The organism is Halobaculum roseum (assembly GCF_019880245.1).
GTDB lineage: Archaea > Halobacteriota > Halobacteria > Halobacteriales > Haloferacaceae > Halobaculum > Halobaculum roseum.
Genome location: NZ_CP082286.1, coordinates 1,781,966 through 1,803,211, shown reverse-complemented (window position 1 = coordinate 1,803,211; position 21,246 = coordinate 1,781,966). Strand labels below are relative to the sequence as shown.

Annotated in this window: 23 protein-coding genes; 14 read left to right on the top strand and 9 right to left on the bottom strand. The window is 72.0% G+C overall.

Annotation, left to right across the window (positions count from 1 at the left end; translation table 11 throughout):
- The first annotated feature begins 77 nt into the window (after window positions 1–77).
- Complete coding sequence (locus K6T36_RS09120; RefSeq protein WP_225935084.1) at window positions 78–821, top strand: SIMPL domain-containing protein; 744 nt, start codon at window positions 78–80, stop codon at window positions 819–821.
- 68 nt (window positions 822–889) lie between these two features.
- On the top strand, window positions 890–1,306 hold the full coding sequence (locus tag K6T36_RS09115) for an SHOCT domain-containing protein (protein ID WP_225935083.1): 417 nt from the start codon (window positions 890–892) through the stop codon (window positions 1,304–1,306).
- 26 nt (window positions 1,307–1,332) lie between these two features.
- Here K6T36_RS09115 and K6T36_RS09110 read toward each other — a convergent pair whose 3' ends face one another.
- Window positions 1,333–2,301, bottom strand: a complete 969-nt coding sequence (locus K6T36_RS09110) for an NOG1 family protein (protein ID WP_222921009.1) — start codon at window positions 2,299–2,301, stop codon at window positions 1,333–1,335.
- A 284-nt stretch (window positions 2,302–2,585) separates the two neighbouring features.
- On the opposite strand from K6T36_RS09110, the gene K6T36_RS09105 reads away from it, so the two are divergent.
- The 8 genes from K6T36_RS09105 to K6T36_RS09070 all read left to right on the top strand — a co-directional run bounded on the left by K6T36_RS09105 (window position 2,586) and on the right by K6T36_RS09070 (window position 8,247).
- On the top strand, window positions 2,586–3,815 hold the full coding sequence (locus K6T36_RS09105) for a translation initiation factor IF-2 subunit gamma (protein ID WP_222921008.1): 1,230 nt from the start codon (window positions 2,586–2,588) through the stop codon (window positions 3,813–3,815).
- A gap of 14 nt (window positions 3,816–3,829) precedes the next feature.
- Complete coding sequence (locus K6T36_RS09100) at window positions 3,830–4,234, top strand: type II toxin-antitoxin system VapC family toxin (RefSeq protein WP_222923408.1); 405 nt, start codon at window positions 3,830–3,832, stop codon at window positions 4,232–4,234.
- Window position 4,235: 1 nt separating this feature from the next.
- The gene (locus tag K6T36_RS09095; protein ID WP_222921007.1) at window positions 4,236–4,814 is read left to right on the top strand and encodes a DNA-directed RNA polymerase; all 579 of its coding nucleotides are present in this window, start codon (window positions 4,236–4,238) and stop codon (window positions 4,812–4,814) included.
- Window positions 4,814–5,011, top strand: coding sequence for a transcription elongation factor subunit Spt4 (gene spt4 / locus K6T36_RS09090; protein WP_222921006.1), 198 nt, complete (start codon window positions 4,814–4,816; stop codon window positions 5,009–5,011). The genes K6T36_RS09095 and spt4 overlap by 1 nt, the downstream gene beginning before the upstream one ends.
- Window positions 5,012–5,036: 25 nt before the next feature.
- Window positions 5,037–5,576 carry a GTP-dependent dephospho-CoA kinase family protein gene (locus K6T36_RS09085; protein WP_222921005.1) on the top strand — a complete coding sequence of 180 codons (540 nt, stop codon included), beginning with the start codon at window positions 5,037–5,039 and terminating at the stop codon, window positions 5,574–5,576.
- Between the two features lie 101 nt (window positions 5,577–5,677).
- Window positions 5,678–5,986, top strand: a complete 309-nt coding sequence (locus K6T36_RS09080) for a 30S ribosomal protein S24e (protein WP_222921004.1) — start codon at window positions 5,678–5,680, stop codon at window positions 5,984–5,986.
- Window positions 5,987–5,992: 6 nt separating this feature from the next.
- A complete protein-coding gene (locus K6T36_RS09075; RefSeq protein WP_222921003.1) occupies window positions 5,993–7,663 on the top strand; it encodes a bifunctional N(6)-L-threonylcarbamoyladenine synthase/serine/threonine protein kinase in 1,671 nt (556 codons plus the stop codon).
- A gap of 302 nt (window positions 7,664–7,965) precedes the next feature.
- Window positions 7,966–8,247 (top strand): DUF5808 domain-containing protein, encoded by a 282-nt coding sequence (locus tag K6T36_RS09070; RefSeq protein ID WP_222921002.1) that lies wholly within the window; start codon window positions 7,966–7,968, stop codon window positions 8,245–8,247.
- A gap of 16 nt (window positions 8,248–8,263) precedes the next feature.
- Here the strand turns inward: K6T36_RS09070 and K6T36_RS09065 are convergent, their stop codons facing one another.
- Window positions 8,264–8,683: a hypothetical protein gene (locus tag K6T36_RS09065; RefSeq protein WP_222921001.1), complete on the bottom strand. Its 420-nt coding sequence runs from the start codon at window positions 8,681–8,683 to the stop codon at window positions 8,264–8,266.
- Between the two features lie 77 nt (window positions 8,684–8,760).
- On the opposite strand from K6T36_RS09065, the gene K6T36_RS09060 reads away from it, so the two are divergent.
- Both K6T36_RS09060 and corA read left to right on the top strand, forming a co-directional pair.
- A complete protein-coding gene (locus K6T36_RS09060; protein ID WP_222921000.1) occupies window positions 8,761–8,991 on the top strand; it encodes a hypothetical protein in 231 nt (76 codons plus the stop codon).
- The gene (gene corA / locus K6T36_RS09055; RefSeq protein ID WP_222920999.1) at window positions 8,988–10,010 is read left to right on the top strand and encodes a magnesium/cobalt transporter CorA; all 1,023 of its coding nucleotides are present in this window, start codon (window positions 8,988–8,990) and stop codon (window positions 10,008–10,010) included. Before K6T36_RS09060 ends, corA begins: the two co-directional genes overlap by 4 nt.
- Before the next feature lie 27 nt (window positions 10,011–10,037).
- Here corA and K6T36_RS09050 read toward each other — a convergent pair whose 3' ends face one another.
- The 4 genes from K6T36_RS09050 to K6T36_RS09035 form a co-directional block, all read right to left on the bottom strand.
- Window positions 10,038–11,465 carry a PQQ-dependent sugar dehydrogenase gene (locus K6T36_RS09050; protein WP_222920998.1) on the bottom strand — a complete coding sequence of 476 codons (1,428 nt, stop codon included), beginning with the start codon at window positions 11,463–11,465 and terminating at the stop codon, window positions 10,038–10,040.
- Window positions 11,466–11,589: 124 nt separating this feature from the next.
- Window positions 11,590–12,828, bottom strand: a complete 1,239-nt coding sequence (locus K6T36_RS09045) for an MBL fold metallo-hydrolase (RefSeq protein ID WP_222920997.1) — start codon at window positions 12,826–12,828, stop codon at window positions 11,590–11,592.
- Window positions 12,829–13,148: 320 nt separating this feature from the next.
- Complete coding sequence (locus tag K6T36_RS09040) at window positions 13,149–14,477, bottom strand: FAD-dependent monooxygenase (RefSeq protein ID WP_222920996.1); 1,329 nt, start codon at window positions 14,475–14,477, stop codon at window positions 13,149–13,151.
- Window positions 14,478–14,483: 6 nt separating this feature from the next.
- Window positions 14,484–16,178: an aldehyde ferredoxin oxidoreductase family protein gene (locus tag K6T36_RS09035; protein WP_222920995.1), complete on the bottom strand. Its 1,695-nt coding sequence runs from the start codon at window positions 16,176–16,178 to the stop codon at window positions 14,484–14,486.
- Between the two features lie 154 nt (window positions 16,179–16,332).
- Here K6T36_RS09035 and glmM point away from each other — a divergent pair, with 154 nt between their 5' ends.
- Together glmM and K6T36_RS09025 are read left to right on the top strand one after the other, a co-directional pair.
- The gene (gene glmM / locus K6T36_RS09030) at window positions 16,333–17,709 is read left to right on the top strand and encodes a phosphoglucosamine mutase (protein ID WP_222920994.1); all 1,377 of its coding nucleotides are present in this window, start codon (window positions 16,333–16,335) and stop codon (window positions 17,707–17,709) included.
- A gap of 129 nt (window positions 17,710–17,838) precedes the next feature.
- Window positions 17,839–18,363, top strand: coding sequence for a GNAT family N-acetyltransferase (locus tag K6T36_RS09025; RefSeq protein ID WP_222920993.1), 525 nt, complete (start codon window positions 17,839–17,841; stop codon window positions 18,361–18,363).
- 42 nt (window positions 18,364–18,405) lie between these two features.
- Here the strand turns inward: K6T36_RS09025 and K6T36_RS09020 are convergent, their stop codons facing one another.
- The 3 genes from K6T36_RS09020 to K6T36_RS09010 form a co-directional block, all read right to left on the bottom strand.
- Window positions 18,406–19,626 (bottom strand): DUF7118 family protein, encoded by a 1,221-nt coding sequence (locus K6T36_RS09020; protein WP_225935082.1) that lies wholly within the window; start codon window positions 19,624–19,626, stop codon window positions 18,406–18,408.
- Between the two features lie 3 nt (window positions 19,627–19,629).
- Window positions 19,630–20,025 carry a phosphoribosyl-AMP cyclohydrolase gene (gene hisI, locus K6T36_RS09015; protein ID WP_222920992.1) on the bottom strand — a complete coding sequence of 132 codons (396 nt, stop codon included), beginning with the start codon at window positions 20,023–20,025 and terminating at the stop codon, window positions 19,630–19,632.
- Between the two features lie 83 nt (window positions 20,026–20,108).
- A complete protein-coding gene (locus tag K6T36_RS09010; protein ID WP_222923406.1) occupies window positions 20,109–21,215 on the bottom strand; it encodes an A24 family peptidase in 1,107 nt (368 codons plus the stop codon).
- Window positions 21,216–21,246: the final 31 nt, after the last annotated feature.

Sequence of the window (21,246 nt, the reverse complement as noted above, 5' to 3'; positions counted from 1 at the left end):
GCGTGACACGAAGCGTGAGACAAACGGGCATTTGTGTGTAAGGTAGCTTAACGGTCGGCGCGAGCGTTCACACGGGCGTGAACCGAACCAGAACCCTCCCGACGTTGCTCGTCGCGGCCATGCTCGTGCTCGCGGGCTGTGCCGGGACGACCGGATCGAGCGCCACCGACGCGGCCGCGGCCGCGACGGGCGCGAACGCGACGGACGTGAACAGCATCACCGCCGACGGCTCCGCGACCGTGAGCGCCTCGCCCGACCTCGCCGAGATCACCGTCGCCGTCGAGGCGACCGCCGACAACGCCAGCGCGGCCCGCTCGCAGGTCGCCGGCGACATCGAGCGGCTCCGCGGGGCGCTGACCGAGGCCGGCTACGAGGTGCGCACGGTCGACTTCCGGCTGTCGCCGGAGTACGACCACCGAAGCGACGAGCGCGAGCTGGTCGGCTACCGCGCGTACCACGCGCTCGCGTTCGAGACGACCCCCGACGACGCCGGGAGCGCCGTCGACCTCGCCGTCGACAACGGCGCCACCGCCGTGCAGGACGTCCGCTTCACGCTGAGCGACGAGCGCCGCGCGGAACTGCGCGAGGAGGCGCTCGCGGCCGCCGTGACCGACGCGCGCGCGACCGCCGAGACGGCCGCCGGCGCCGCCGACCGCTCGGTCGGAACCGAGCTGTCGATGCGTGTCGGCTCCGCTGGCGTCTCGCCGTACGACTCCCGGGTCGTCTACGAGACCGCGGGCGACGCCGGCGCGTCCACCTCGTTCGACCCCGGCCCGGTGACGGTGTCGGCGTCGGTGACGGTGACGTACGAGATGGAGTAGGCCGGAACCGACCCCGCGCCGGCGTCACGCCCGGAACGACCAAGTGAGTCACCGGCCGACACCACGCCGTGAGCGACTCCGACCGCGTCGTCACCGGGACGATGCTGGGCATGTTCCTCGCGTTCGGCGCGGACACGATCCTGATCGTCGCCGCGCTGTGGTACGTCGGCGCGGTCCCCGCCGCGACGGCAGCCGGGGTCTCGGCCGCGATCCTGTCGGTGTTCCTGCTGTGGATCGCCGTCCGGTGGGATCGGCTGCGCAGGACGCGCGGGACCGGCGCCACCATGAGCGCCGGGCCGAACCCGGACCCCGAGGACGACCCGATCGAGCGCCTGAAGCGCCGCTACGCCGACGGCGAGGTCTCCGACGAGGAGTTCGAACGGCGGATCGACCGGCTGCTCGACGCGGACAGCCGGATCGAGGCGGGCGAACACGGGGACGACGCTCGCGAGCGGGTGCGGGAGCGGGAACGGGAGACCGAATAGCGGGCTCAGCTCTCGCCGCGACGGACTCAGTTCTCGCCGCGCGAGGGCAGGTCCGGCTCGAAGTCGACGGCCTCGACGGCCATGTCGAGGACGGCGTCGACGTTCTCGTCCTCGGTGACGCTCATGTACGCGTCGGCCTCCACGTCGGTCGATCGGTCGCTCTTGTTGCAGACGACGAGCACCGGGGCGTCGAACCGCTCCTCGACCTCCGCGAGCAGTTCCAGCTGCGACTCCAGGGGGTAGCCGCAGTCGCCGGAGGCGTCGAGGACGAAGACGACGGCGTCGGCGAGGTGGGTGAGCGCGGAGACGGCCTGGCGCTCGATGCCGTTGCGGTCCTCCTCGGGGCGGTCGAGCAGGCCGGGGGTGTCGATGATCTGATAGCGGATGCGATCGCGCTCGAAGTGGCCGATCTGGACGGCCTTGGTGGTGAACGGGTACGACGCGATCTCGTTGGAGGCGCGGGTGACGCGGTTGACGAACGACGACTTGCCGACGTTGGGGTAGCCGGCGACGACGATCGCGGGCTCGTCGGGGCGGATGTCCGGCAGCGTCTTCAGCGCGTCGCGGGCCTCCCCGACCGTGAGGAGGTCGTCCTCGATCTCGTCCATGATGTCGGCCATCCGGGCGAACGCCTGCTTGCGGTGCTTGCGGGCGGTCTCGACGCCGGACTTGCGCATCTTCGCCTGGTACTCCGAGCGGAGTTCGTCGATCCGTCGGGAGGCCCAGTTCACCTCCGAGAGCGCCTGCCGGAGTTCGTCCACGTCGACGACGGCGTCCGCGAGTTCGTAGTAGAACGGCTCGACCTCGAACTCGAAGTCGGGCCAGGAGGTGGAGACGTTGGCGAGGTTGTCCGAGAGGATGTTCGCGGCGGTGATCAGCATCGACTCCTGGGCGTCCCACCCGTCCTTCGCGCGGCCGGTCCGGGACGCGCGGGAGAACGCCTTGTCGAGGAGTTCCTCCGCGCGGGGTGTGGTGGGGAGGTCTTCGAATGTCATAGTCAGTTGCCGGGAGTTGACGACGACGGCGTATAAGCCCGTTCGTTCGGTTCTCGGGAGTTCTCGTGTGGGTTTCGCGGTGTCGCGGAAGCGGCTGAAGGCGTCGAGGGCGCATGCGTGCTCGGCGGCGACGACGCTGCGACCGGGGCGTCGGTTCCACCGGAAACGACACCCGCGGGGCGGCCCTGAAACAGAGAGACACGCACGCGGAGTCGCCATCGCCGTAACAGCACCTTTATCAGTCGCACGCGGCGAAGTTCCAACGAGATTACTCTCGGAGGCCCATGGTGACGGAGCAAACACAACCGGAGGTGAACATCGGACTCGTCGGTCACGTCGACCACGGAAAGACGACGCTAGTGCAAGCGTTGTCGGGCGACTGGACCGACCAGCACAGCGAGGAGATGAAGCGCGGGATCTCCATCCGTCTGGGCTACGCCGACGCGACGCTGCGTCGATGCCCGGACTGTGCCGAGCCCGAGTGTTACACCGTCGAGGAGACGTGCCCGGAGCACGACGTCGACACCGAGATCCTGCGGACGGTCTCGTTCGTCGACGCCCCGGGCCACGAGACGCTGATGGCGACGATGCTCTCCGGAGCGTCGATCATGGACGGCGCGGTGCTGGTGGTGAGCGCCACCGAGGACGTGCCGCAGGCGCAAACCGAGGAGCACCTGATGGCGCTGGACATCATCGGCATCGAGAACATCGTCATCGCCCAGAACAAGGTCGACCTCGTCGACGACGAGCGCGCCCGCGAGAACTACGAGCAGATCAAAGCGTTCGTCGAGGGCACCGTCGCCGAGGACGCGCCCATCGTCCCCGTCAGCGCCCAGCAGGGCGTCAACGTGGACCTGGTCATCTCGGCGCTGGAGGAGCACATTCCGACGCCCGAGCGCGACGAGTCGCTCTCGGCGCGGATGTACACCGCCCGCTCGTTCGACATCAACCGCCCCGGCACGAAGGCGAAGGACCTGCTGGGCGGCGTCATCGGCGGGTCGCTCGCGCAGGGGACCCTGGAGGTCGACGACGAGATCGAGCTCCGTCCCGGGCGCGAGGTCGAGGAGGGCGGCTCCTCGGAGTACCACTCGATCGAGACGTCGGTGCGGTCGCTGCAGGCGGGCGGGCAGTCCCAGGAGACGGTCGGCCCGGGCGGCCTGCTCGGCGTCGGCACCGGACTGGACCCCAGCCTGACGAAGGGCGACGCGCTCGCGGGCCAGGTCGCCGGCGAGCCCGGGACGCTCCCGCCGACGCGAAACGCCTTCGAGATGGAGGTCGAGCTGCTCGACCGCGTCGTCGGCGAGGGCGCCGTCGAGGAGATCTCCACCGGCGAGCCGCTGATGCTCACCGTCGGCACCGCCACCACGGTCGGCGCGGTGACCAGCGCCCGGACGGGCGAGTGCGAGGTCAACCTCAAGCGACCCGTCTGCGCCGAGGAGGGCGCGAAGATCGCGATCAACCGACGGATGGGCGCCCGCTGGCGCCTCATCGGCGTCGGGACCCTCACGGAGTAACGGGGCCGGTGACGATGGTCGTCCTCGACACGAACGCGCTCATGATGCCGGTCGAGTGCGGCGTTCGCGTGTTCGAGGAGCTCGACCGTCTCGTGGACGACCCCGAGCTCGTCACCCCGGAGGCGGTCGTCGCCGAGCTGGAGACGCTCGCGGCGGGCGCCGGCGAGGAGGCCACCGCCGCGTCGGTCGGCCGCGACCTCGCCGAGCGGTGTCGAGTGGTCGAGACGGCACAGCAGTACGCCGACGACGCGGTCGTCGAACTCGCGGCGGGCGGCGCCGGTTCCGGCGCCGACGCCGACACGGGCTTCGACGGCTACGTCGTCACGAACGACCGCCCCCTGCGCGAGCGCCTCCTCGCTCGGGGCGTACGCGTAATCGGTTTAAGGGGCGCGAACACACTCGCGATAACACAACCATAGCATGTACAAACGGGTACGACTCAAGGACACGGTCGAGGTCCCGCCGGAGCATCTGGCGGACGTGAGCCGCGACCGCGTCCGCAAGCTCTTGCAGGACAAGTTGGAGGGACGCATGGACGAGGACGTCGGCAGCGTTGTCAGCGTCATCGAGGTCCAAGAGATCGGCGACGGCGCCGTCCTCCCGAACAGACCGGGCGTTTACTACAAGGCGGAGTTCGACGCCGTTACCTTCGATCCGGACATGCAGGAGGTCGTCGACGGGAACGTCGTCGAGGTCGTCGAGTTCGGCGCCTTCGTCGGCATCGGCCCCGTGGACGGCCTGCTGCACGTCTCGCAGATCTCCGACGAGTACCTCGCGTACGACGGCGAGAACCAGCAGCTCGCCTCGACGGAGTCCGACCGGACGCTCGGCGTCGACGACCCCGTCCGGGTGCGCGTCGTCACGAAGTCGATCGACGAGCGCAACCCGCGCGACTCGAAGATCGGCCTCACCGCCAAACAGCCCGGTCTCGGCAAACACGAGTGGCTGGAGGCCGACGTTCGGCGCCGCGCCGAGGGGGCGCCCGCGGAGGGTAACTGATGGCGGAGGACCGCCTCGCCTGTCGCGAGTGCCACTTCGTCAACGACCCCGACGCCCAGACGTGCGAGAACTGCGGCTCCTCGTCGCTGACGGAGGACTGGGCCGGCTACGTCATCATCACCCACCCCGAGGACTCCGAGATCGCCCCGGAGATGAACGTGAGCGAGCCGGGCAGCTACGCGCTGAAGGTCCGGTGACCGCGCGAGTCGGCCGCCGACCCGGATGACCCTTCTCACGCTCCCCGACGACCTCCGCGGCGCGTTCAAAGAGCCCATGGGCCCCGTCTACACCGACACCGAGCGGCTGCTCTCGGCTGCCGGCGACCCGATCGTCGCCGTCGGCGACGTCGTCACCTACCACCTCCGCGTCGCCGGCCGCGACCCCGACGTGGCCGTGATCGACGGGAAGACGAAGCGCGAGGCCGTCGGCGAGGAGATCGCCGCCGTCCTGGACGGCGAGAACCGCCGGATCGAGGCGGAGAACGCGCCGGCGACGCTCTCGCGCGACCTGCTCTCGGCGCTGGTCGAGGCGCTCGCGAGCGACGATCCGGTCGTGGTCCACGTCGCCGGCGAGGAGGACCTCGCGGCGGTGCCCGCGATCGTCGCGGCCCCCGAGGGCGCGAGCGTCGTCTACGGCCAGCCCGACGAGGGGATGGTGCTCGTGAACGTGACCCCGGATTCGAAGCGCGAGGCGCGCGAACTGTTGGGGAAACTCGACGGCGACGCCGCGGCGGCGCTCGCGGCGCTGGGTCTCGACGGGTAGCCGATCCACGCACCGACGGTCCGCTCGCGGCCGCTGAATCGGGGTACAGCCCCTTCGAAATCCTTTTCCGCCTCTCGGGCGCACTCACTGACAACTGAACCATGGACATCGACATCATCTCCGAGGAGGAGAACCCCATGCTCCACCGGACGGACGTCCGGTTCGAGGTGCGACACGACGAGGCAACGCCCGCGCGACTGCAGGTCCGCGACTCGCTGGCCGCCAAGATCGACAAGGGCTCCGACGAGGTCGTCATCCAGGAGCTCGACACCAAGTTCGGCATGCGCAAGACCGTCGGCTACGCGAAGGTGTACGAGTCGGCCGATCACGCCGCCGACGTGGAGCAGGACTACGTCCTCGAGCGGAACGCCATCGCCGGCGACGAGGACGCCGAGGCAGAGGAAGCCTAACGCCGGATGCGCGTCCTCGGCGTCGAGGGCACGGCCTGGTGCGCCAGCGCCGCGGTGTTCGACGCCGAGACCGACTCCGTGTGTATCGAATCCGACCCGTACGAACCCGACAGCGGCGGCATTCATCCGCGCGAGGCCGCAGAGCACATGGGCGATGCGATCCCGCGCGTGATCGAGATCGCCCTCGAACACGCCCGCGAGGAGTACGACGACCGCGCGGCCGACGACCCGCCCGTCGACGCCGTCGCCTTCTCCCGCGGCCCCGGGCTGGGCCCGTGCCTGCGCATCGTCGCCACCGCGGCCAGATCGCTGGCGCGAACGCTCGACGTGCCGCTGGTCGGCGTCAACCACATGGTCGCGCACCTGGAGATCGGCCGCCACCGCGCCGGCTTCGACTCCCCCGTCTGCCTGAACGCCTCGGGGGCGAACGCCCACCTGCTGGGCTTTCACGACGGCCGCTACCGGGTGCTCGGCGAGACGATGGACACCGGCGTCGGCAACGCCCTCGACAAGTTCACCCGCCACGTCGGCTGGAGCCACCCCGGCGGCCCGAAGATCGAGGACCACGCGAGAGACGGGGAGTTCGTCGAGCTCCCCTACGTCGTCAAGGGGATGGACTTCTCGTTCTCTGGAATCATGTCCGCCGCGAAGGCCGCCTACGACGACGGCGTCCCCGTCGAGGACGTGTGTTTCTCGCTGCAGGAGCACGTCTTCGCCATGCTCACCGAGGTGAGCGAGCGGGCGCTGTCGCTGACGGGCACCGACGAGCTGGTGCTGGGCGGCGGCGTCGGCCAGAACGCGCGCCTCCGGGAGATGCTCGCGGAGATGTGCGCCGAGCGCGGCGCCGACTTCCACGCGCCCGAGCCGCGGTTCCTCCGGGACAACGCCGGCATGATCGCGGTGCTCGGCGCGAAGATGGCCGCCGCCGGCGACACCGTCGCCGTGGCCGACTCGGCGATCGACCCCGACTTCCGGCCCGACGAGGTGCCCGTGACGTGGCGCTCGGGCGAGTCGGTCGCGCGCGTGCCGACCGCGACCGGTTCGGGCGCGGCCGGTCCGGGGGACGACGGAGAGAACGACCGCGACGACGCCGACCTCCGCGGCGCGGAGGCGACCGTCGAGGTCCGCGGCGACGGGGTCGTGAAGCGGCGGCTCCCGAAGGGGTACCGCCATCCCGAGTTGGACGCGACGCTACGGCGCGACCGCACCGTCGCGGAGGCGCGGCTGCTCGCGGGCGCTCGCGAGGCCGGCGTGCCGACGCCGCTCGTACGCGACGTGGACGTGCCGGCGGCGACGCTCGCGATGCAGTTCGTCGGCGAGTGCGACCTGGCGGCGGCGCTGACGGCCGACCGCGCCCGGACGGTCGGCGAGCACCTCGCGCGTCTCCACGACGCCGGGATCGTCCACGGCGACCCGACGACGCGCAACGTCCGGGTCGGGCGCGGGGACGCGCCCGAGGACGGCCGGCTGTTTTGCATCGACTTCGGCCTCGGCTTCAGTTCCGACCACGTCGAGGACTACGCGATGGACCTGCACGTGTTCGAGCAGTCGATCGAGGGCACCGCGAGCGACCCCGACACGCTCGTGGCGGCCGTCGAGGACGGCTACCGCGCGGTCGGCGACCCGGCGGTGCTGGAGCGGCTCCGCGGCGTCGAGGGGCGCGGTCGCTACCAGTAGCGTCGTCGCCGGCGGGGTGACCAGGCGGTGACGGTGGGGCGAACAGGCGGCCGTGTTCGGGACGGGGCGGCCGACCGAGCGTCGTCGATCGGCCGCCGCTCACGCGCCGTCGGGCCGCACGCGTTCACGGCTGACGCCGTTCGCATCGAGGCCTCCGTTCGGTCGGCCTCGCACCCGCTGCCCGGCGCGCGTCGGTGCTCAACGCATCGGGGTGGCTGGGTCGTCATCGCTGATGAACGTTCGCCGCCGAACTGTCGGACGCGAGCCAAAACGATTTATCGCGGGGCGTCGTTGTCGGGGACATGGCAGACAAACCCCAGACCGGGGAGCTCTTCGGGATCCCGTACAACTTCGAGCGGCCGAGCGTCGGTCGCCTCCTGTCCTCGTACTGGAAGCCCGGCAAGGGCATGCTGGTGGAGAAGCCGTTCGGCATCGGCTACACGCTCAACCTCGCGAACTGGCGCTCGTGGATGGTGCTCGTCGTCGCGGGCGCGCTGCTGTACCAGGAGCGTTCGGGCCGCGACGGCGACGCCGACGACGACGAGGCGTCCGAGCCCGTCGAGGTCATCGTCGACGACGACTGAGCGTCGGGCTCGACGCCTACTCCGTCCACTTCTCCGACTCCGCGCGTTCCCGCCAGGCGCGCTGCTGTGCGCGCTCGGCGACGTGGTCGACGCCGTCGGCGACGTCCTCGCGGACGGCCGTCTCGAAGGCGTCCAGCTCGTTCAGGAGGTTGCTCCGGTAGGCCGTCACCAGCTCGTACGTCCAGCGGTCCTCGACGACCCCGGCGGGGAGCAGCCGGTCGCGGAGCTCGTCGGCGTACGCGTCGTGGCCGGCGGCCCGGAGGAGTTCCTCCGCCTCCGCGAAGCGATCCATCGCGTGGCCGGTACGGTGGTGACACCCGAGCAGGTCGGCGTACGCCCGGTGTGCGTGCTCGATCCCGAGCTGGATCGAGTGCAGCGCGGCTCGCTCGTCGGCCGTCAGGTCGGGGACGGACGGGGTCGGCTCGTCGACGGACATGCATTGAGCTACGGTACCACGCCTCAAGGGCTTTGCGCGCCCGAACGGTTAGGGTGCCCGACGCCGAGGGCCGTCGCATGAACGGGCCGTTCCTCGCGGCGGCGACGCTGACGCTGTTATCGCTGGCCGGCTACGCCGTCGGAACCGTCGAGCCGTACCCCGGTCGGGAGGCGGCCATCGCGGGGCTGCTCGTCGGCGTGACGCTCGCGGCCGTTACGTACCGTCGGAACGGGGCAGGATCCGCCGAGGGCGAGGCGGGGTCGGCCGCGACCGAGCACGTGCCGCGCGACGGAGGCGAGTCGCGATGATCCGCGCGATGTCGTACACGACCGGCGAGGCCGCCACCTTCGAGGAGGTGACCGCCGCCGCGGAGGCGCCCGGAACGACGTGGATCTGGGTCGAGGCGACCGACGGGGAGGCGATGCTCGAACGCGACGGGGACGCCGCCGCGGGGCGGGTCCCACGGCCGACGGGCGAGCTCGCGACGGTGACCGAGCGGTTCGACATCCACCCGCTGCACGTCGAGGACGTGCTCGGCGACGCCCGTCCCAAGTCCGAGCTGCTGGAGGAGTACGCGTTCCTGCTCGTGAAGGCCGCGCGCTTTCGCGTCGGCGAGACGACGTTCCTGGAGGAGATCCGCACGCGCCCGGTGGGCGTGTTCGTCGGCGACGACTGGCTCGTGACGGTGACGACCGACGGCGACGACGCCGTCGAGGCGGTGTGGGACCGGCTCGCCGGGGCCGACAGGCGGGCGCTCGCGCGGGGGCCCGACTTCGCGGGCTACCTCGTCGTCGACCGCGTCGTCGACGGGTACTTCCACCTGCTGGACGAGCTGGAGAACGACATCGAGACCGTCGAGGAGCGCGTCATCGAGGCGCCCGACCCCGACACCCTCGCGGCGATCAACGAGCTCCGGCGGGAGCTGCTGTCGGTCAGGCGGGTCGTGTGGCCCACGCGCGACGCGGTGAACGCGCTCTCGCGGGGCGACGCCGACCAGGTCGGCGAGGCGACCGAGAAGTACTACCGCGACGTGTACGACCACCTCGTGCAGGTGGTCGAGTTGACCGAGACGTACCGCGACCTCACCGCGGGCGCGCGCGACATCTACCTCAACACGCTCTCGCAGTCCACCAACGAGGTGATGCGCCGGCTCACCGTCGTCGCGACGATCGTCCTTCCCCTCACGTTCGTCGCCGGCGTGTTCGGGATGAACTTCGAGTCGATGCCGGAGCTCGGGTGGCCGTACGCCTACTACGCGACGATGCTCGGGATGGGGGGCATCGCGCTCGTGCTCGTCGCGTACTTCCGGCGCGAGGGCTGGCTGTGAGCGATCGCTTGGGCGCCAGGGGGCGCGTCACGCGCTCACGATCCGTCGCACCGACCCACCCTCCTCGCCGACGGTGCAGACGTACAGCTCCCCGTCGGGGCCCTCGCCGAACGAGAGCAGCCCCTCGCCGAGCCCGTCGGTGGCGACCGCCCGAGTGGGCCACCGACCCGACTCCCGCGGCTCGGCCAGGAACAGGTCGCCGCCGGGGCGGTAGTCGCCGAACACGTACGTCCCCGCGAGGTCGGCGACGGCGTCGCCGCGGTACACGTAGCCGCCGATGACCGAGATGCCAGACACCTCTGCGTCGCCGTGGGGGTACTCCAACACCGGGTCGAGCAGGGGCTCGCCCTCGGGCGTCTCCGTCGGCGCCTCCTCGGCGTCGAACGGATGGAAGCCCTCGCGGACGTTCCAGCCGTAGTTGCCGCCGGCCTCGACGCGGTTCACCTCCTCCCAGTCGCTTTGGCCCACGTCGGCGACCAGGAAGTCGCCCGTCTCGCGGTCGAAGCTGAACCGCCACGGGTTTCGGAAACCCCACGCGTACTGCTCCGGGAGCCCCTCGCCGTCGACGAGCGGGTTGTCGTCGGGGATCCCGTAGGGATCTCCGTCGCCGCCGACGCCCACGTCGTCGCCGCCGAGCGGGTCGATCCGGAGGACGCTCCCGAGGAGGTTCTCGGTCACGTCCTGCCCGTTGCCGCCGTCGACGGCGTCGTACCAGTCCTCGACGTGGCCGGTCCCCTGATCGCCGGACCCGCCGCCGTCGCCGACGCCGACGTACAGCAGTCCGTCCGGGCCGAACGCGACCGATCCGGCGTTGTGGTTGGGCTGCGGCTCCGCGATCTCGAGGAGGACGCGCTCGCTGTCGGACTCGGCGGCGTCCGGCGTCGCACGGAACTCCGAAAGCACGAACGCGTGGCTGTAGTCGCTCGGCATGTCGTCGCGAAGCGAACCGCTGTAGCGGACGTACACGCGATCCTCCTCGGGGAACTCGGGATGGAACGCGAGTCCGAGCAGTCCCATCTCGCCGCCCGCCCGGGACAGGCGGTCGGTCACGTCGAGGAACGTCGACCGCTCCTCGCCGGCGACGACGGCGATCGTTCCGCCCTGGTCGACGACGTACAGGCGGCCGTCGACGCCGGCGGGCGCCTCCAGTCCAAGCGGCGAGTCGAACCCCTCGGCGACGGGCTCGGTCGCCAGCGAGTCGGGACCGGCGGGCTCCTCGTCGGTGGCCGTCTCCTCGGTCGTGTCGGTCGGGTCCCCGGTGTCGGTTCCGGCGGTCGTGCCGGACGTGTCGGTCGCACCGGTCGCCTGCCCGCCGCCGGGCGCGCCCACACAGCCCGCGAGCGTCGTCGCGAACGCGCCGGCGGCGCCGACCCGGCCGAGGAACGCGCGGCGGTCGGCCGTGCTGCCGTCGGCCGCGCGGCCGTCGGCGGAGTCGTTCCGGTCGCTGTCGTTCATGGGAGACGATCGGGCATCCCAACGGGGAATAGCCGTCGTCGGTTCGCACGCGAGTGGAACGCATCGCCCGCCCGCGAGGGACTGGCGATCCCGGACCACGGATCGGACCTCGACCGTCCCGGGATCAGACCACGACCGTCCCGCCCAGTTCCGGCGCGCTCGCGTCGTAGCCGTCGGCCCGGAGTTCCTCGGCGAACGCCGGGCAGCGGTCGCCGTGGTTGACGAGCACCGTCGCGCCGCGGTAGTCGTCGAGGAACGAGCGGAGCCCGTCGCGGTCGGCGTGCGCCGAGAAATCGAACAGTTCGACGCGGGCCGCGACCGGGACGACGCCGCCGTCGAGGTCGCAGCGGCCGTGTTCGAGCAGTCGGCGGCCGTTCGTCCCCTCGACCTGGTAGCCGGTGAGACAGACGCGGTTGGTGGGGTCCGAGCGCAACATCGGGAGGTAGCGCATCACGGGACCGCCCGAGAGCATCCCGGAGGTGGTGACGATCGCCTCGTTGTCGGCGGCGATGCGCTCGCGCTGGCCGTCCTTCCCCGTGACGTATCTGGCGCCGGATTTCGCCCGCCGGAGCGCCTCGGGGTCGCGGACGTACTCAGGGTACCGCCGGACGATGTCGGTGACGCGTTGGCCCATCCCGTCGAGGTACGGGCGGATCTCGGTGTCCTCCAGCACCGTCAGCACCTCCTGGGTCCGCCCGATGGCGAACGCCGGGATCAGCGCGGTCCCGCCCTCGTATCGGGTGGTTCGCACCGTCTCGACGAACCGCTCCTCGACGCGGGTGCGGTCCTCGTGGGTCACGTCCGAGTAGGTGCTCTCACAGATCACCGCGTCGGCGTCGGGGCGCGCCGTCGACCCGGACAGCAGGCGGGTGTCGTCGGTGTGGAAGTCCGCGGTGTACAGCAGCCGGGTGTCGCCGTCGTCGACGAGGACGTGCGCGCTCCCCGGGATGTGGCCCGCGTCGTAGAAGGTGACCTCGTACTCAGTGCCGCCGGCGCGGACCGTGAAGGGCTCGTCGTACCCGTGGCGTTCCTCGACCTCGCCGAGTCGCTGCACGTGGCTCTCGGTGAAGGTGCAGTCGTATCCTCGAAGCTTGAGCGTGTCACGTGCGAGCACCCGCGCCAGCTCGCCGGTCGGCGGCGTCCAGTGGATCGGCGGCCGGCGGTCGCCCCGGAGGAGCGCCGGAACCTGCCCGACGTGGTCGAGGTGGCCGTGGCTGACGACGACGGCGTCCGGCTCGGGCCGGCCGACGGGGTACTGCGGCGGCTCCCCGGTCAGCGTCCCGTAGTCGAGCAGGAGCGCGTCGTCGACGAGGACCGACGAGCGGCCCACCTCGCGGGCGCCGCCGAGGAACCGTATCTCCATCGGGAGATATCAGGGGCTCGGCGGGGTTGGGTCCGTCGGTTCGCCGCGGCGGCGTCGCGCCGGGACGCCCTCAGATCACCTGAACGGCGACCAACGCCGCGGCCCCCAGCGCCAGCACGCACAGCATGCCGACCGAGAGCGTCGACATCCGCTTCATGTTCATGTCGGGAATCCGGCTCAGGCGACGCATAACCGTTCGCTCCCGCCTATCAGGGCTGAAAAAGTCGGGGGGAGCTGACGGGGGCGGGGGTCGCGGACGAACGAACGAACGAGGTCGCGGGCGGGCGGACCCGCGGGTCACTCCACGAAGTGCGACCACGTCACTCCGTGAAGTGCGAGCGCACGACCGTGACGGAGCGGTCGCCGAGGGCGAACGGCTCGACCGCCCGGCGGGCGAGCCGGGAGCGCGCCACGCCGCGGCCGACCACCGCCGCCGCGCGGACGAGCGAGGGGGGAACGCGCCCGCCGTGATCGAGCCAGAACGCGAAGTTCGCGGCGGCGCGCCGCTGGAGCGCGATCACGCGCTCGACCGTCGGACGCCGGCGTAGCTCGAACGCGCGGAGCCGGGACCGCGGAACGATCCCCTCCGAGTACGCGAGCGCCCGGACGAGCCGGTCGTGAGCGACGACCGCGTCCTCGACGGCGAGGGGGTTGCCCTGCGCGCCGATGGGGCTCGCGACGTGTGCGGCGTCGCCGAGGATCAGGAGGCCGTCGCGGGTCCAGGTGTCGGCGATCCCGGGCGAGACGTCCAGCAGCGTCGTGTCGGCGAAGCCGTCGAGGTGCTCGCCGACGGCCGCGGCGACCTCGGGGTCGACGGCGGCGACGCGCTCGCGGAAGGCGTCGAAGCCGGCCTCCCGGACCGTCGGCCACTCGCCGTCCCGGAGGAGGTAGCCGACCTGAAGCTCGCCGCCCCCGAGGCCGAACTGGACGAGGATTCCCTCGCGGGCGATCTGCCCCTGCGCGTCCGTCTCGACCGCGCCGGCCGGGAGCTTGAACCAGACCAGATCGAGCGGCGAGTCGAACAATCCGGGGTCGATCCCGGCCTCCTCGCGGACCGTCGAGTAGCGGCCGTCCGCGCCGACGACGCAGCGCGCCTCGATCGCGACCGTCTCGTCTGCCGTCCGGTCGCGGGCGGTCACGCCGCGGACGGCGCCGGCGTCGTCGGTCAGGAGGCCGGTGACGGTCGTGGCCGGGCGAAACGAGAAGCCGTCGTGGACGCCGGCGCGGTCGACGAGGTGCTCCAGCAGCGCCGGCTGCTCCATCATCAGGACGTACGGGTAGTCGGCGTCGAGCAGCTCGAGGTTCAGGACGGGAACCCGCTCGCCGTACAGCGAGAACGTCCCCTCGGTGACCGTCTCGTGGGCCAGGTCGAGAACGTCGTCGAGCACGTCCATTCCGTCGAACAGGCGGACGACACCGGGATTCCAGCCGAACCCGCGGTACTCGCGCTCGAAGGTGCCCGCCCGCTCCACGAGCGTCACGTCGACGCCGCTGCGCGCCAGCAGATACGAGAGGACGGCGCCGCCGGGACCGCAGCCGACGACGGCGACATCGGTGCGCTCCGTCCGGTCCGCACGGTCGGCGACGGGGTCCCGGTCGCCGGCGGATCGGTCGGCCACGGACGAGTCGGACGCGGGAGCGTCGGACATCGCGCCTCAGTCGTCGGCGCTCGCGGCGTCGACCCCCGCGTCGGCCTCGCCCAGCCCGGGGACGACGCCGTCCTCGCGCCAGCCGCGCGCGTCGTAGTACTCGTCGAGCGCCTCCTCGAACCCCTCGATGTCGTACGGGAGCGCGTCGTCCGCGCGGTCGAAGCCGCGGCGGTTGTTGAACGCTCGCTCCAGTTCGACCACGCGCGCGCCCACCGCCAGCAGGTCGTCGTAGTCGGCGTCGAGCAGGCTCCCGAGCCGCTCCTCGGTCATGAAGTCGCGGCTGAACTTGCAGGCGACCGCCGAGTCGAGGACCGCGTTGTGGTTCTCCGCGTCGGCGACCATCGGCGCCTTGCCGTCGAGCCCGCGCTTGTCGACCGCCTGTTCCTTGTCGACGAGGGGGTACTCCTTCGAGTAGAAGCTGGCGTACATGTGGTCGGCGCCGCGGTTCGAGGTCGCGAACGAGAGGCCCTGCCCGTTGAGTGTCCGACCGTCGTGGGCCGCGAACTCCAGTCTCTTCACCGACCAGTCCTGGACGCCCAGCTCTGGGGCGGCGCGGTGGACGCCCTCCGCGAGCAGGTCGCCGACCTCGCCCTCGCGGTAGGCGGCCTTCCGGAGCAGTTCGCGGGCGCGCTCGGGGTTCGCGAGGTCGTCCTCGCTCTTCAGGTAGGCGGCCATCGTGTCGCCCGCTGAGATGGTGTCGACGCCGAGGCGGTCACACAGGTCGTTGGCCTTCATCACCTCGACCACGTCGTCGACGAGCTGGTTCGACCCCCACGCCATCACCGTCTCGAACTCCGGCCCCTCCGTCTCGACGCCGGCCTCCTCGTCGCGGGTGGGGAGCTTGCAGGCGAACGCACACTGCGAACAGGTGCCCTTCCGGTACTTCTTCGACTCCACGGCGTCCCCCGAGATTCCCTCCGCCCCCTCGAAGGAGGTGCGGGCGAAGTACTCCGTCGGCAGCGCCTCCACGGCGTTGGCGTACTCGGTGACGCTGGTGGTGCCCTGCCGCTTCATCACGTGGTCCGAGGTGGCCGCCTCGCGGTGTACGTCCGTCTGGATCGGATCGATCTCCACGTCGGCTTCGCTGTCGCCGTCGAACGTGAGCACCTTCACGTTCTTGCTGCCGAGGACAGCGCCGAGTCCGGTGCGGCCGAACGCGCGCGACTCGCTGGTCATCACGCACGCGTAGCGAACGAGGTTCTCGCCGGCGGGGCCGATGCACGCGAGATGCTCGGGGTCCAGATCGTGCGCCTCGGCCGCCCACTCGGACACCGCGGGCACCTCCGCGCCCGCGAGATCGGGTACCTCCTCGAACTCGACCCCGTCGTCGCGGATGTGGACCGCAAGCGGCGTGTCGGCGGCGCCGCGGAGTTCGACGGCGGCGTAGCCGGTCGCGGTGAAGTTGCGCGAGAGGAAGCCGCCGGCGTTCGAGGAGGCGAGCCCGTCGGTCAGCGGCGAGACGCTCGTCATGTTCATCCGGCCGGTGAAGCTCATCCGCGAGTGCTGCAGCGGGCCCGTCGAGAGGTAGAGGCGGTTCTCCGGGCCGAGCGGGTCGACGTCGAACGGAACGCGGTCGAACGCCAGCTTCGTGGCGAGGCCGCGGCCGCCGACGAAGTCGCCGAGGGCGTCGTCGATCTCCTCCGTGGTCGTCTCGCGGGCGTCGAGGTCGACCGACAGCAGCGGACCGGTCGCGTGGATCATGCCCACGGGTTGTCCCGCGGAGGTGGTAAATCCCGCTGTCGGTTGGCGTGTCACAGACCGCCGTGTGTCGCCGTCATCGGTGGTATTCGCGGGCCAGCCCGCCACGCTTCGGTTCGGAACCACTATCCCGCCGGCCGTCGGACCCACGAACCGAATGAAGGTCTTCGGATCGAGCGGCACCCGCGGGGTCGTCGGCGAGGAGTTCACCCCGGAGTTCGTCTCCCGGGTCGCCGCGGCCGCCGCCGCGACGTGGGACGCCGAGCGCGTCGCCCTCGGCCGCGACACCCGCACCTCCGGGCGGACGTTCGCCGACGCCGCCGCCGCCGGCGTCACCGCCGCCGGCGTCGACGTGGAGCGGCTCGGCGTCGTCCCCACGCCGAGCCTCGTCCGCTACTGCGAGGTCGAGGCGGTGCCCGGCGTGATGATCACCGCGTCGCACAACCCCCCGGAGTTCAACGGCGTCAAGCTCGTCGGCGACGACGGGATCGAACTCCCGGTGAACCGACTCGAGGTCGTCGAGGAGCGCCTCCTGGCCGAGGAGCCGACGACGGTGTCGTGGGACCGGATGGGCGACTCCCGCCGCGTGCCCGACGCCAACGACGAGTACGTCGCGGAGATGCTCGAGGCGATCGACCGCGACGCCGTCGCCGACGCCGATCTCACGGTCGCGCTCGACCCCGGCCACGGCGCCGGCGCGCTCACCTCGCCGGAGTTCTTCCGCGAACTCGGCTGTGACGTGGTGACGGTCAACGCCCAGCCGGACGGCCACTTCCCCGGCCGCGACCCCGAGCCCGTCGAGGCGAACCTCGACGACCTCGGGCGGCTCGTGCGCGCCGCGGACGCCGACGTGGGGATCGCCCACGACGGCGACGCCGACCGCGCCATCTTCTTCGACGAGGCCGGCGAGTACGTCGAGGGCGACGCCTCGCTGGCGGCGCTCGCCGCCCGCGATCTGGGCGAGGGCGACACCACCGTCGCCGCCGTCAACGTCTCCCAGCGGCTCGTCGACGTGTGCGAGGCCGCCGGCGCGAACCTCGAACTCACGCCCATCGGCTCGACGAACATCATCACCCGGATCAAGGAGCTGTGGCGCGAGGGCGAGTCCGTCCCCATCGCCGGCGAGGGCAACGGCGGGGTGTTCTTCCCCGACTACCGGCTCGTGCGCGACGGCGCGTTCATCGCCGCGAAGTTCCTCGAGCTGCTGGCCGAGCGCGACGCCACGGTGGGCGAGATCGTCGCCCCGTACGAGGACTACACGAACGTCCGCGAGAACCTCTCGTACGACTCCGACGACCAACTGGACGCGATGTTGGAGGCCGCCGAGGCGTACGCGGCCGACGCCGACGCCGAGCCCGACACGAAGGACGGCTACCGGCTCGACTACGGCGACGCGTGGGTGCTCGTGCGACCCTCCGGAACGGAGCCGAAGGTGCGCGTGTACGCCGAGTCCGCCGACCCCGAGCGCGCCGCGTCGCTGGCGCGGGATGTCCGGGAGGCCCTCGAAGCGGCGAAGGCCGACGCCGCGGCGTAGCCGGCCGACGACCCCGGAATAGCCGACCGACGACCGCGTCGCCGGCGACGCCGTGCCCCGGGCGTCCCCGGCGAGGACCCCCGGCACACCCCCCGAACCCTTTCCTCCCGCCGACCCCGAGTCTCGCGTATGGACATCGAGGTTCGGCCGGTCGCCTCGCCGACGGAGTTCCGGGCGGCGCTGGTCGTCAACCGCGCCGCCTGGCGCGACGCCTACGCCGACATCCTCCCCGCCGAGCGGCTGGAGGCGATGACGGTCCCCGAGGGCGTCGATCTACAGGACCGGTACGACCGCGCGACCGGCGACGGCCGGAGATTCCTCGTCGCCGTCGACCGAAAGCCGGGGGCGGTCGTCGGGTTCGCAGACGCGGTGGTCGGCGACGGGCGCAAGGCGTTCTGCGAGCGCGACGACGCGGAGCTGCGGGCGATCTACGTCGACCCCGACGCGCAGGGCGCGGGCGTCGGCTCGGCGCTGCTGGAGGCCGCGGTCGACCGCGTCCCGGACGCGTGCTCGCGGCTGGTGCTGGAGACGTTCACGGAGAACCGCGCCGCACGCGAGTTCTACGAGGCGCGCGGGTTCGAGCGGATCGGCGCGTCGGCGTTCGAGGTGGGCGGGGAGTCGTACCCGACGGCGGTGTACGCGCGGCCGCTGTGAACTGAACCGAGCCGACTGCCGGGGGGGCGCCCCCGACCGTCCTCACGCGTCCGGCTCGTCGAGCGTGTCCGCCAGCAACTCACGTCGCTCGCGCGCCTCGACCAGCTCGGCGGCCGCCTCGCCCGAGGCGACGCGCTCGACCTCCGCGTCGGACAGCTCGGTCTCGGACTCGGCGGCGCGGCGGAGCCGCGCGTAGTCGGAGTGGTCGGCGACCTCGCGCAGCTCGCGGGCGCGGGCGACGGTCCCCTCGGGCGCGAACTTGGCGACGACCGAGACGAGCTCCTCGCGCCGGAACCGCAGTGTTTCGGCCGACGGCGGGGGCCAGTCGACCGTCAGCGGCTCCGCGGACAGCCGTTCGAGGTACGTGCGGTGGGGTCGCACCCGCGCGGTGAACGTCCCCGGGTCCTCGACGTAGTGGTCCAGCTTCGAGGCGGAGTAGTCGGCGTAGTCGAGCAGGTCCGGCAGCGACGCCCCGTCCGCCGGCGACGAGTCGAGGAAGGCGAGCAGCTCCGACGGCGGCGCGGCGTAGTCGACGAACGGCGACTCGGCGGCGTCGGCGACGAACGCCAGCAGCTCGCGGGCCGGCGCTTCCCGACGGAACTCGGCGAACGCGTCGCGGACGGCGTCGTTGTAGGCGGCGATCGGCTCGCGGAGTTCCTCGGTCGGCGCGGTCGGGTCCGCCTCGCCCAGCTCGACCAGCCGCTCCAGCTCGTCGATGCGGTCGTCGAGCGCGCCGAGTCGCCGGTTCGCCTCCCGCGTCGCCTCGTGGACCGCCTCCTCGGCGTCCTCGCGCTCGGCCAGCCGGTGGGCGAGCTCGCGGGCGGGCGAGAGCGCCTCGCGGGCGCGCTCGAAGTCGGACTCCGAGAGCCGCCGGCCGTCGACGGCCTCGTTGGCCTGCTCGAAGGCGTCGTGGCCGGGGACGTCCTCGTCGAGGTCCTCGACGACGGCCGCGAACTCGCCCTGGAACTCGACGTACGCCTGGAAATCGCCGGTGCCGGTCGCCGAGTCGACGTAGCGGTCCAGCAGGCGGTCGGCGCGCCGGAGGGCGTCGCGGACGGTCGCGAGCGTCGACTCGCCGTGCTCCTCGACGGCGGCGACCGCGTCGTCGCGGCGCTCGCGGGCCTCCCGGAGTTCGGCGGCGAGGTCGGCGGCGTCGCGCTCGGCCTCGGGCAGCGGGTCGGGGCGGTCCGCGGTGTCGCCGGCCGCGCCGGAGCGTCCCGACGTTCCGGAGTTACCGGCGTCGCCGGCTGTGTCGCGTGCCATCCCTCACTCGTACACCGCGTCGGGGTCGAACACGCGCTCGCCGACGTGCTCGCCGTCGACCGTTCGATGGAAGCACGACCGGTGCCCGGTGTGGCAGGCGCCGCCGGTCTGCTCGACGAGGTACAGCAGGGCGTCGGCGTCGCAGTCGACGCGGACCTCGCGGACCGCCTGGGTGTGCCCGCTGGTGGCGCCCTTCTCCCACAGCTCCTCGCGCGAGCGCGAGTAGTAGTGCGCGCGGCCCGTCTCGCGCGTCCGGTCGAGCGCCTCCTCGTTCACGTACGCGAGCATCAACACCTCGCCGGAGTCGGCGTCCTGTGCGACCGCGGGGACGAGCCCGTCGTCGCCGAAGTCGACCGCCACGCCGTCGTCGCTCCCGGCGGCGGTCTGGGAATCACTCATCGCCCGTGAGGTCGGTGCAGTCGCGGATAGGTCTTGTGCGTGGTCCGCCGCGGACCGCGTGTGTCGGGTCGGTCCGTCGCGACTCACACCAGCCCCAGCGCCCCGAGCGCGACCGTGAGCACGTCGCCGTAGGTGAGCGCGAGCACGAGCCCGCCGAACAGCGGGACGAGGAACGGGAGCCCCGGCGACACCCACAGCGCGTCCTCGGTCGTGACGCGGTCGAGCCCCTCGCGCAGCGTCTCGGGCGTCGTGCCGTAGGCGCTTCCATCGATCTCGTCGAGGAACCGCTCGGCGGCCCACGGGTCGTCGGTGTCGCCGGCGGCGGCGTCCGTCTCGGCTCCCGCGTCGGCGGTCCGATCGTCGGCGGCGGCGTCAGTAGCGGGCGACTCCGCGTCCGACTCGGGGAACTCGAACCCGCCGTCGTCGACGCCCCCGTCCGTCCGCGGGCCGTCGTGGACCGCGCCGTCGGTCGGCGGCCGCGTCTCGCCGACCGAGGCCGGGTCGCGGTGGCGGTCCGGGTCGTCCCGGACGGCCGCGAGGGTGCTGCCCCGCCAGCGGAGGTACATCCGGAGGGCGTCGAGGTCGAGGCCGCGCTCGGGGCGCAGCCCGTCGACGCGGATGAGCTGCCCGTGCACCTCCGGGAGGTCCTCGACGCCGGTCCACCGGCCGACGACCATCGCCGGCGAGAACCGCCCGGCGGCGAGGTTCGACGCGAACAGCAGGGCGACGTAGCCGGCGCCGAACAGCACCGCGTTCGTCAGCGCCGACATCGCCGTGACGCCGAGCGCCGAGGGAGACGCCGGGAAGCCGACGGTGTGCAGCCACGTCACGTCCGGGAGGATCCACAGCGGAACGACGTACGCCGGCGTCGTCGGGAACGCGACCGCGAGCACGACGAGCGCCTTCATGTCGGCGCCGCCGAAGGCGGCCATCCGGTAGGCGAGCACCGAGAAGGGGACCAGAAAGAGGATCGAGAACCCGACCCGGACGAGGAACAGCCGCCCGGCGTAGCCGTCGAACGGGAACGCCGCCGTCGCGTCGATGACGAGCGCCAGCGCGCCGATCGCGAGCAGCGGTAGCCAGAGGGAGCTCGCGACGCGGCGGGTGCGGATGTCGCGGTAGGCGGCCCACGCGAACCCCGGGATCACGAGCAGCCGGAGGAGGTCGGCCGCGGTGGCGACGCCGAGCACGTTCATACCCCGTCGCGCGCGCCCGACGAGT

What these genes read in the sequence shown, in the direction of transcription:
- K6T36_RS09110 (WP_222921009.1), bottom strand. Translation starts at nt 2,301, where the DNA reads ATGACATTCGAAGACCTCCCCACCACACCCCGCGCGGAGGAACTCCTC.
- K6T36_RS09105 (WP_222921008.1), top strand. Translation starts at nt 2,586, where the DNA reads ATGGTGACGGAGCAAACACAACCGGAGGTGAACATCGGACTCGTCGGT.
- K6T36_RS09100 (WP_222923408.1), top strand. Translation starts at nt 3,830, where the DNA reads ATGGTCGTCCTCGACACGAACGCGCTCATGATGCCGGTCGAGTGCGGC.
- K6T36_RS09095 (WP_222921007.1), top strand. Translation starts at nt 4,236, where the DNA reads ATGTACAAACGGGTACGACTCAAGGACACGGTCGAGGTCCCGCCGGAG.
- spt4 (WP_222921006.1), top strand. Translation starts at nt 4,814, where the DNA reads ATGGCGGAGGACCGCCTCGCCTGTCGCGAGTGCCACTTCGTCAACGAC.
- K6T36_RS09085 (WP_222921005.1), top strand. Translation starts at nt 5,037, where the DNA reads ATGACCCTTCTCACGCTCCCCGACGACCTCCGCGGCGCGTTCAAAGAG.
- K6T36_RS09080 (WP_222921004.1), top strand. Translation starts at nt 5,678, where the DNA reads ATGGACATCGACATCATCTCCGAGGAGGAGAACCCCATGCTCCACCGG.
- K6T36_RS09075 (WP_222921003.1), top strand. Translation starts at nt 5,993, where the DNA reads ATGCGCGTCCTCGGCGTCGAGGGCACGGCCTGGTGCGCCAGCGCCGCG.
- K6T36_RS09070 (WP_222921002.1), top strand. Translation starts at nt 7,966, where the DNA reads ATGGCAGACAAACCCCAGACCGGGGAGCTCTTCGGGATCCCGTACAAC.
- K6T36_RS09065 (WP_222921001.1), bottom strand. Translation starts at nt 8,683, where the DNA reads ATGTCCGTCGACGAGCCGACCCCGTCCGTCCCCGACCTGACGGCCGAC.
- K6T36_RS09060 (WP_222921000.1), top strand. Translation starts at nt 8,761, where the DNA reads ATGAACGGGCCGTTCCTCGCGGCGGCGACGCTGACGCTGTTATCGCTG.
- corA (WP_222920999.1), top strand. Translation starts at nt 8,988, where the DNA reads ATGATCCGCGCGATGTCGTACACGACCGGCGAGGCCGCCACCTTCGAG.
- K6T36_RS09050 (WP_222920998.1), bottom strand. Translation starts at nt 11,465, where the DNA reads ATGAACGACAGCGACCGGAACGACTCCGCCGACGGCCGCGCGGCCGAC.
- K6T36_RS09045 (WP_222920997.1), bottom strand. Translation starts at nt 12,828, where the DNA reads ATGGAGATACGGTTCCTCGGCGGCGCCCGCGAGGTGGGCCGCTCGTCG.
- K6T36_RS09040 (WP_222920996.1), bottom strand. Translation starts at nt 14,477, where the DNA reads ATGTCCGACGCTCCCGCGTCCGACTCGTCCGTGGCCGACCGATCCGCC.
- K6T36_RS09035 (WP_222920995.1), bottom strand. Translation starts at nt 16,178, where the DNA reads ATGATCCACGCGACCGGTCCGCTGCTGTCGGTCGACCTCGACGCCCGC.
- glmM (WP_222920994.1), top strand. Translation starts at nt 16,333, where the DNA reads ATGAAGGTCTTCGGATCGAGCGGCACCCGCGGGGTCGTCGGCGAGGAG.
- K6T36_RS09025 (WP_222920993.1), top strand. Translation starts at nt 17,839, where the DNA reads ATGGACATCGAGGTTCGGCCGGTCGCCTCGCCGACGGAGTTCCGGGCG.
- K6T36_RS09020 (WP_225935082.1), bottom strand. Translation starts at nt 19,626, where the DNA reads ATGGCACGCGACACAGCCGGCGACGCCGGTAACTCCGGAACGTCGGGA.
- hisI (WP_222920992.1), bottom strand. Translation starts at nt 20,025, where the DNA reads ATGAGTGATTCCCAGACCGCCGCCGGGAGCGACGACGGCGTGGCGGTC.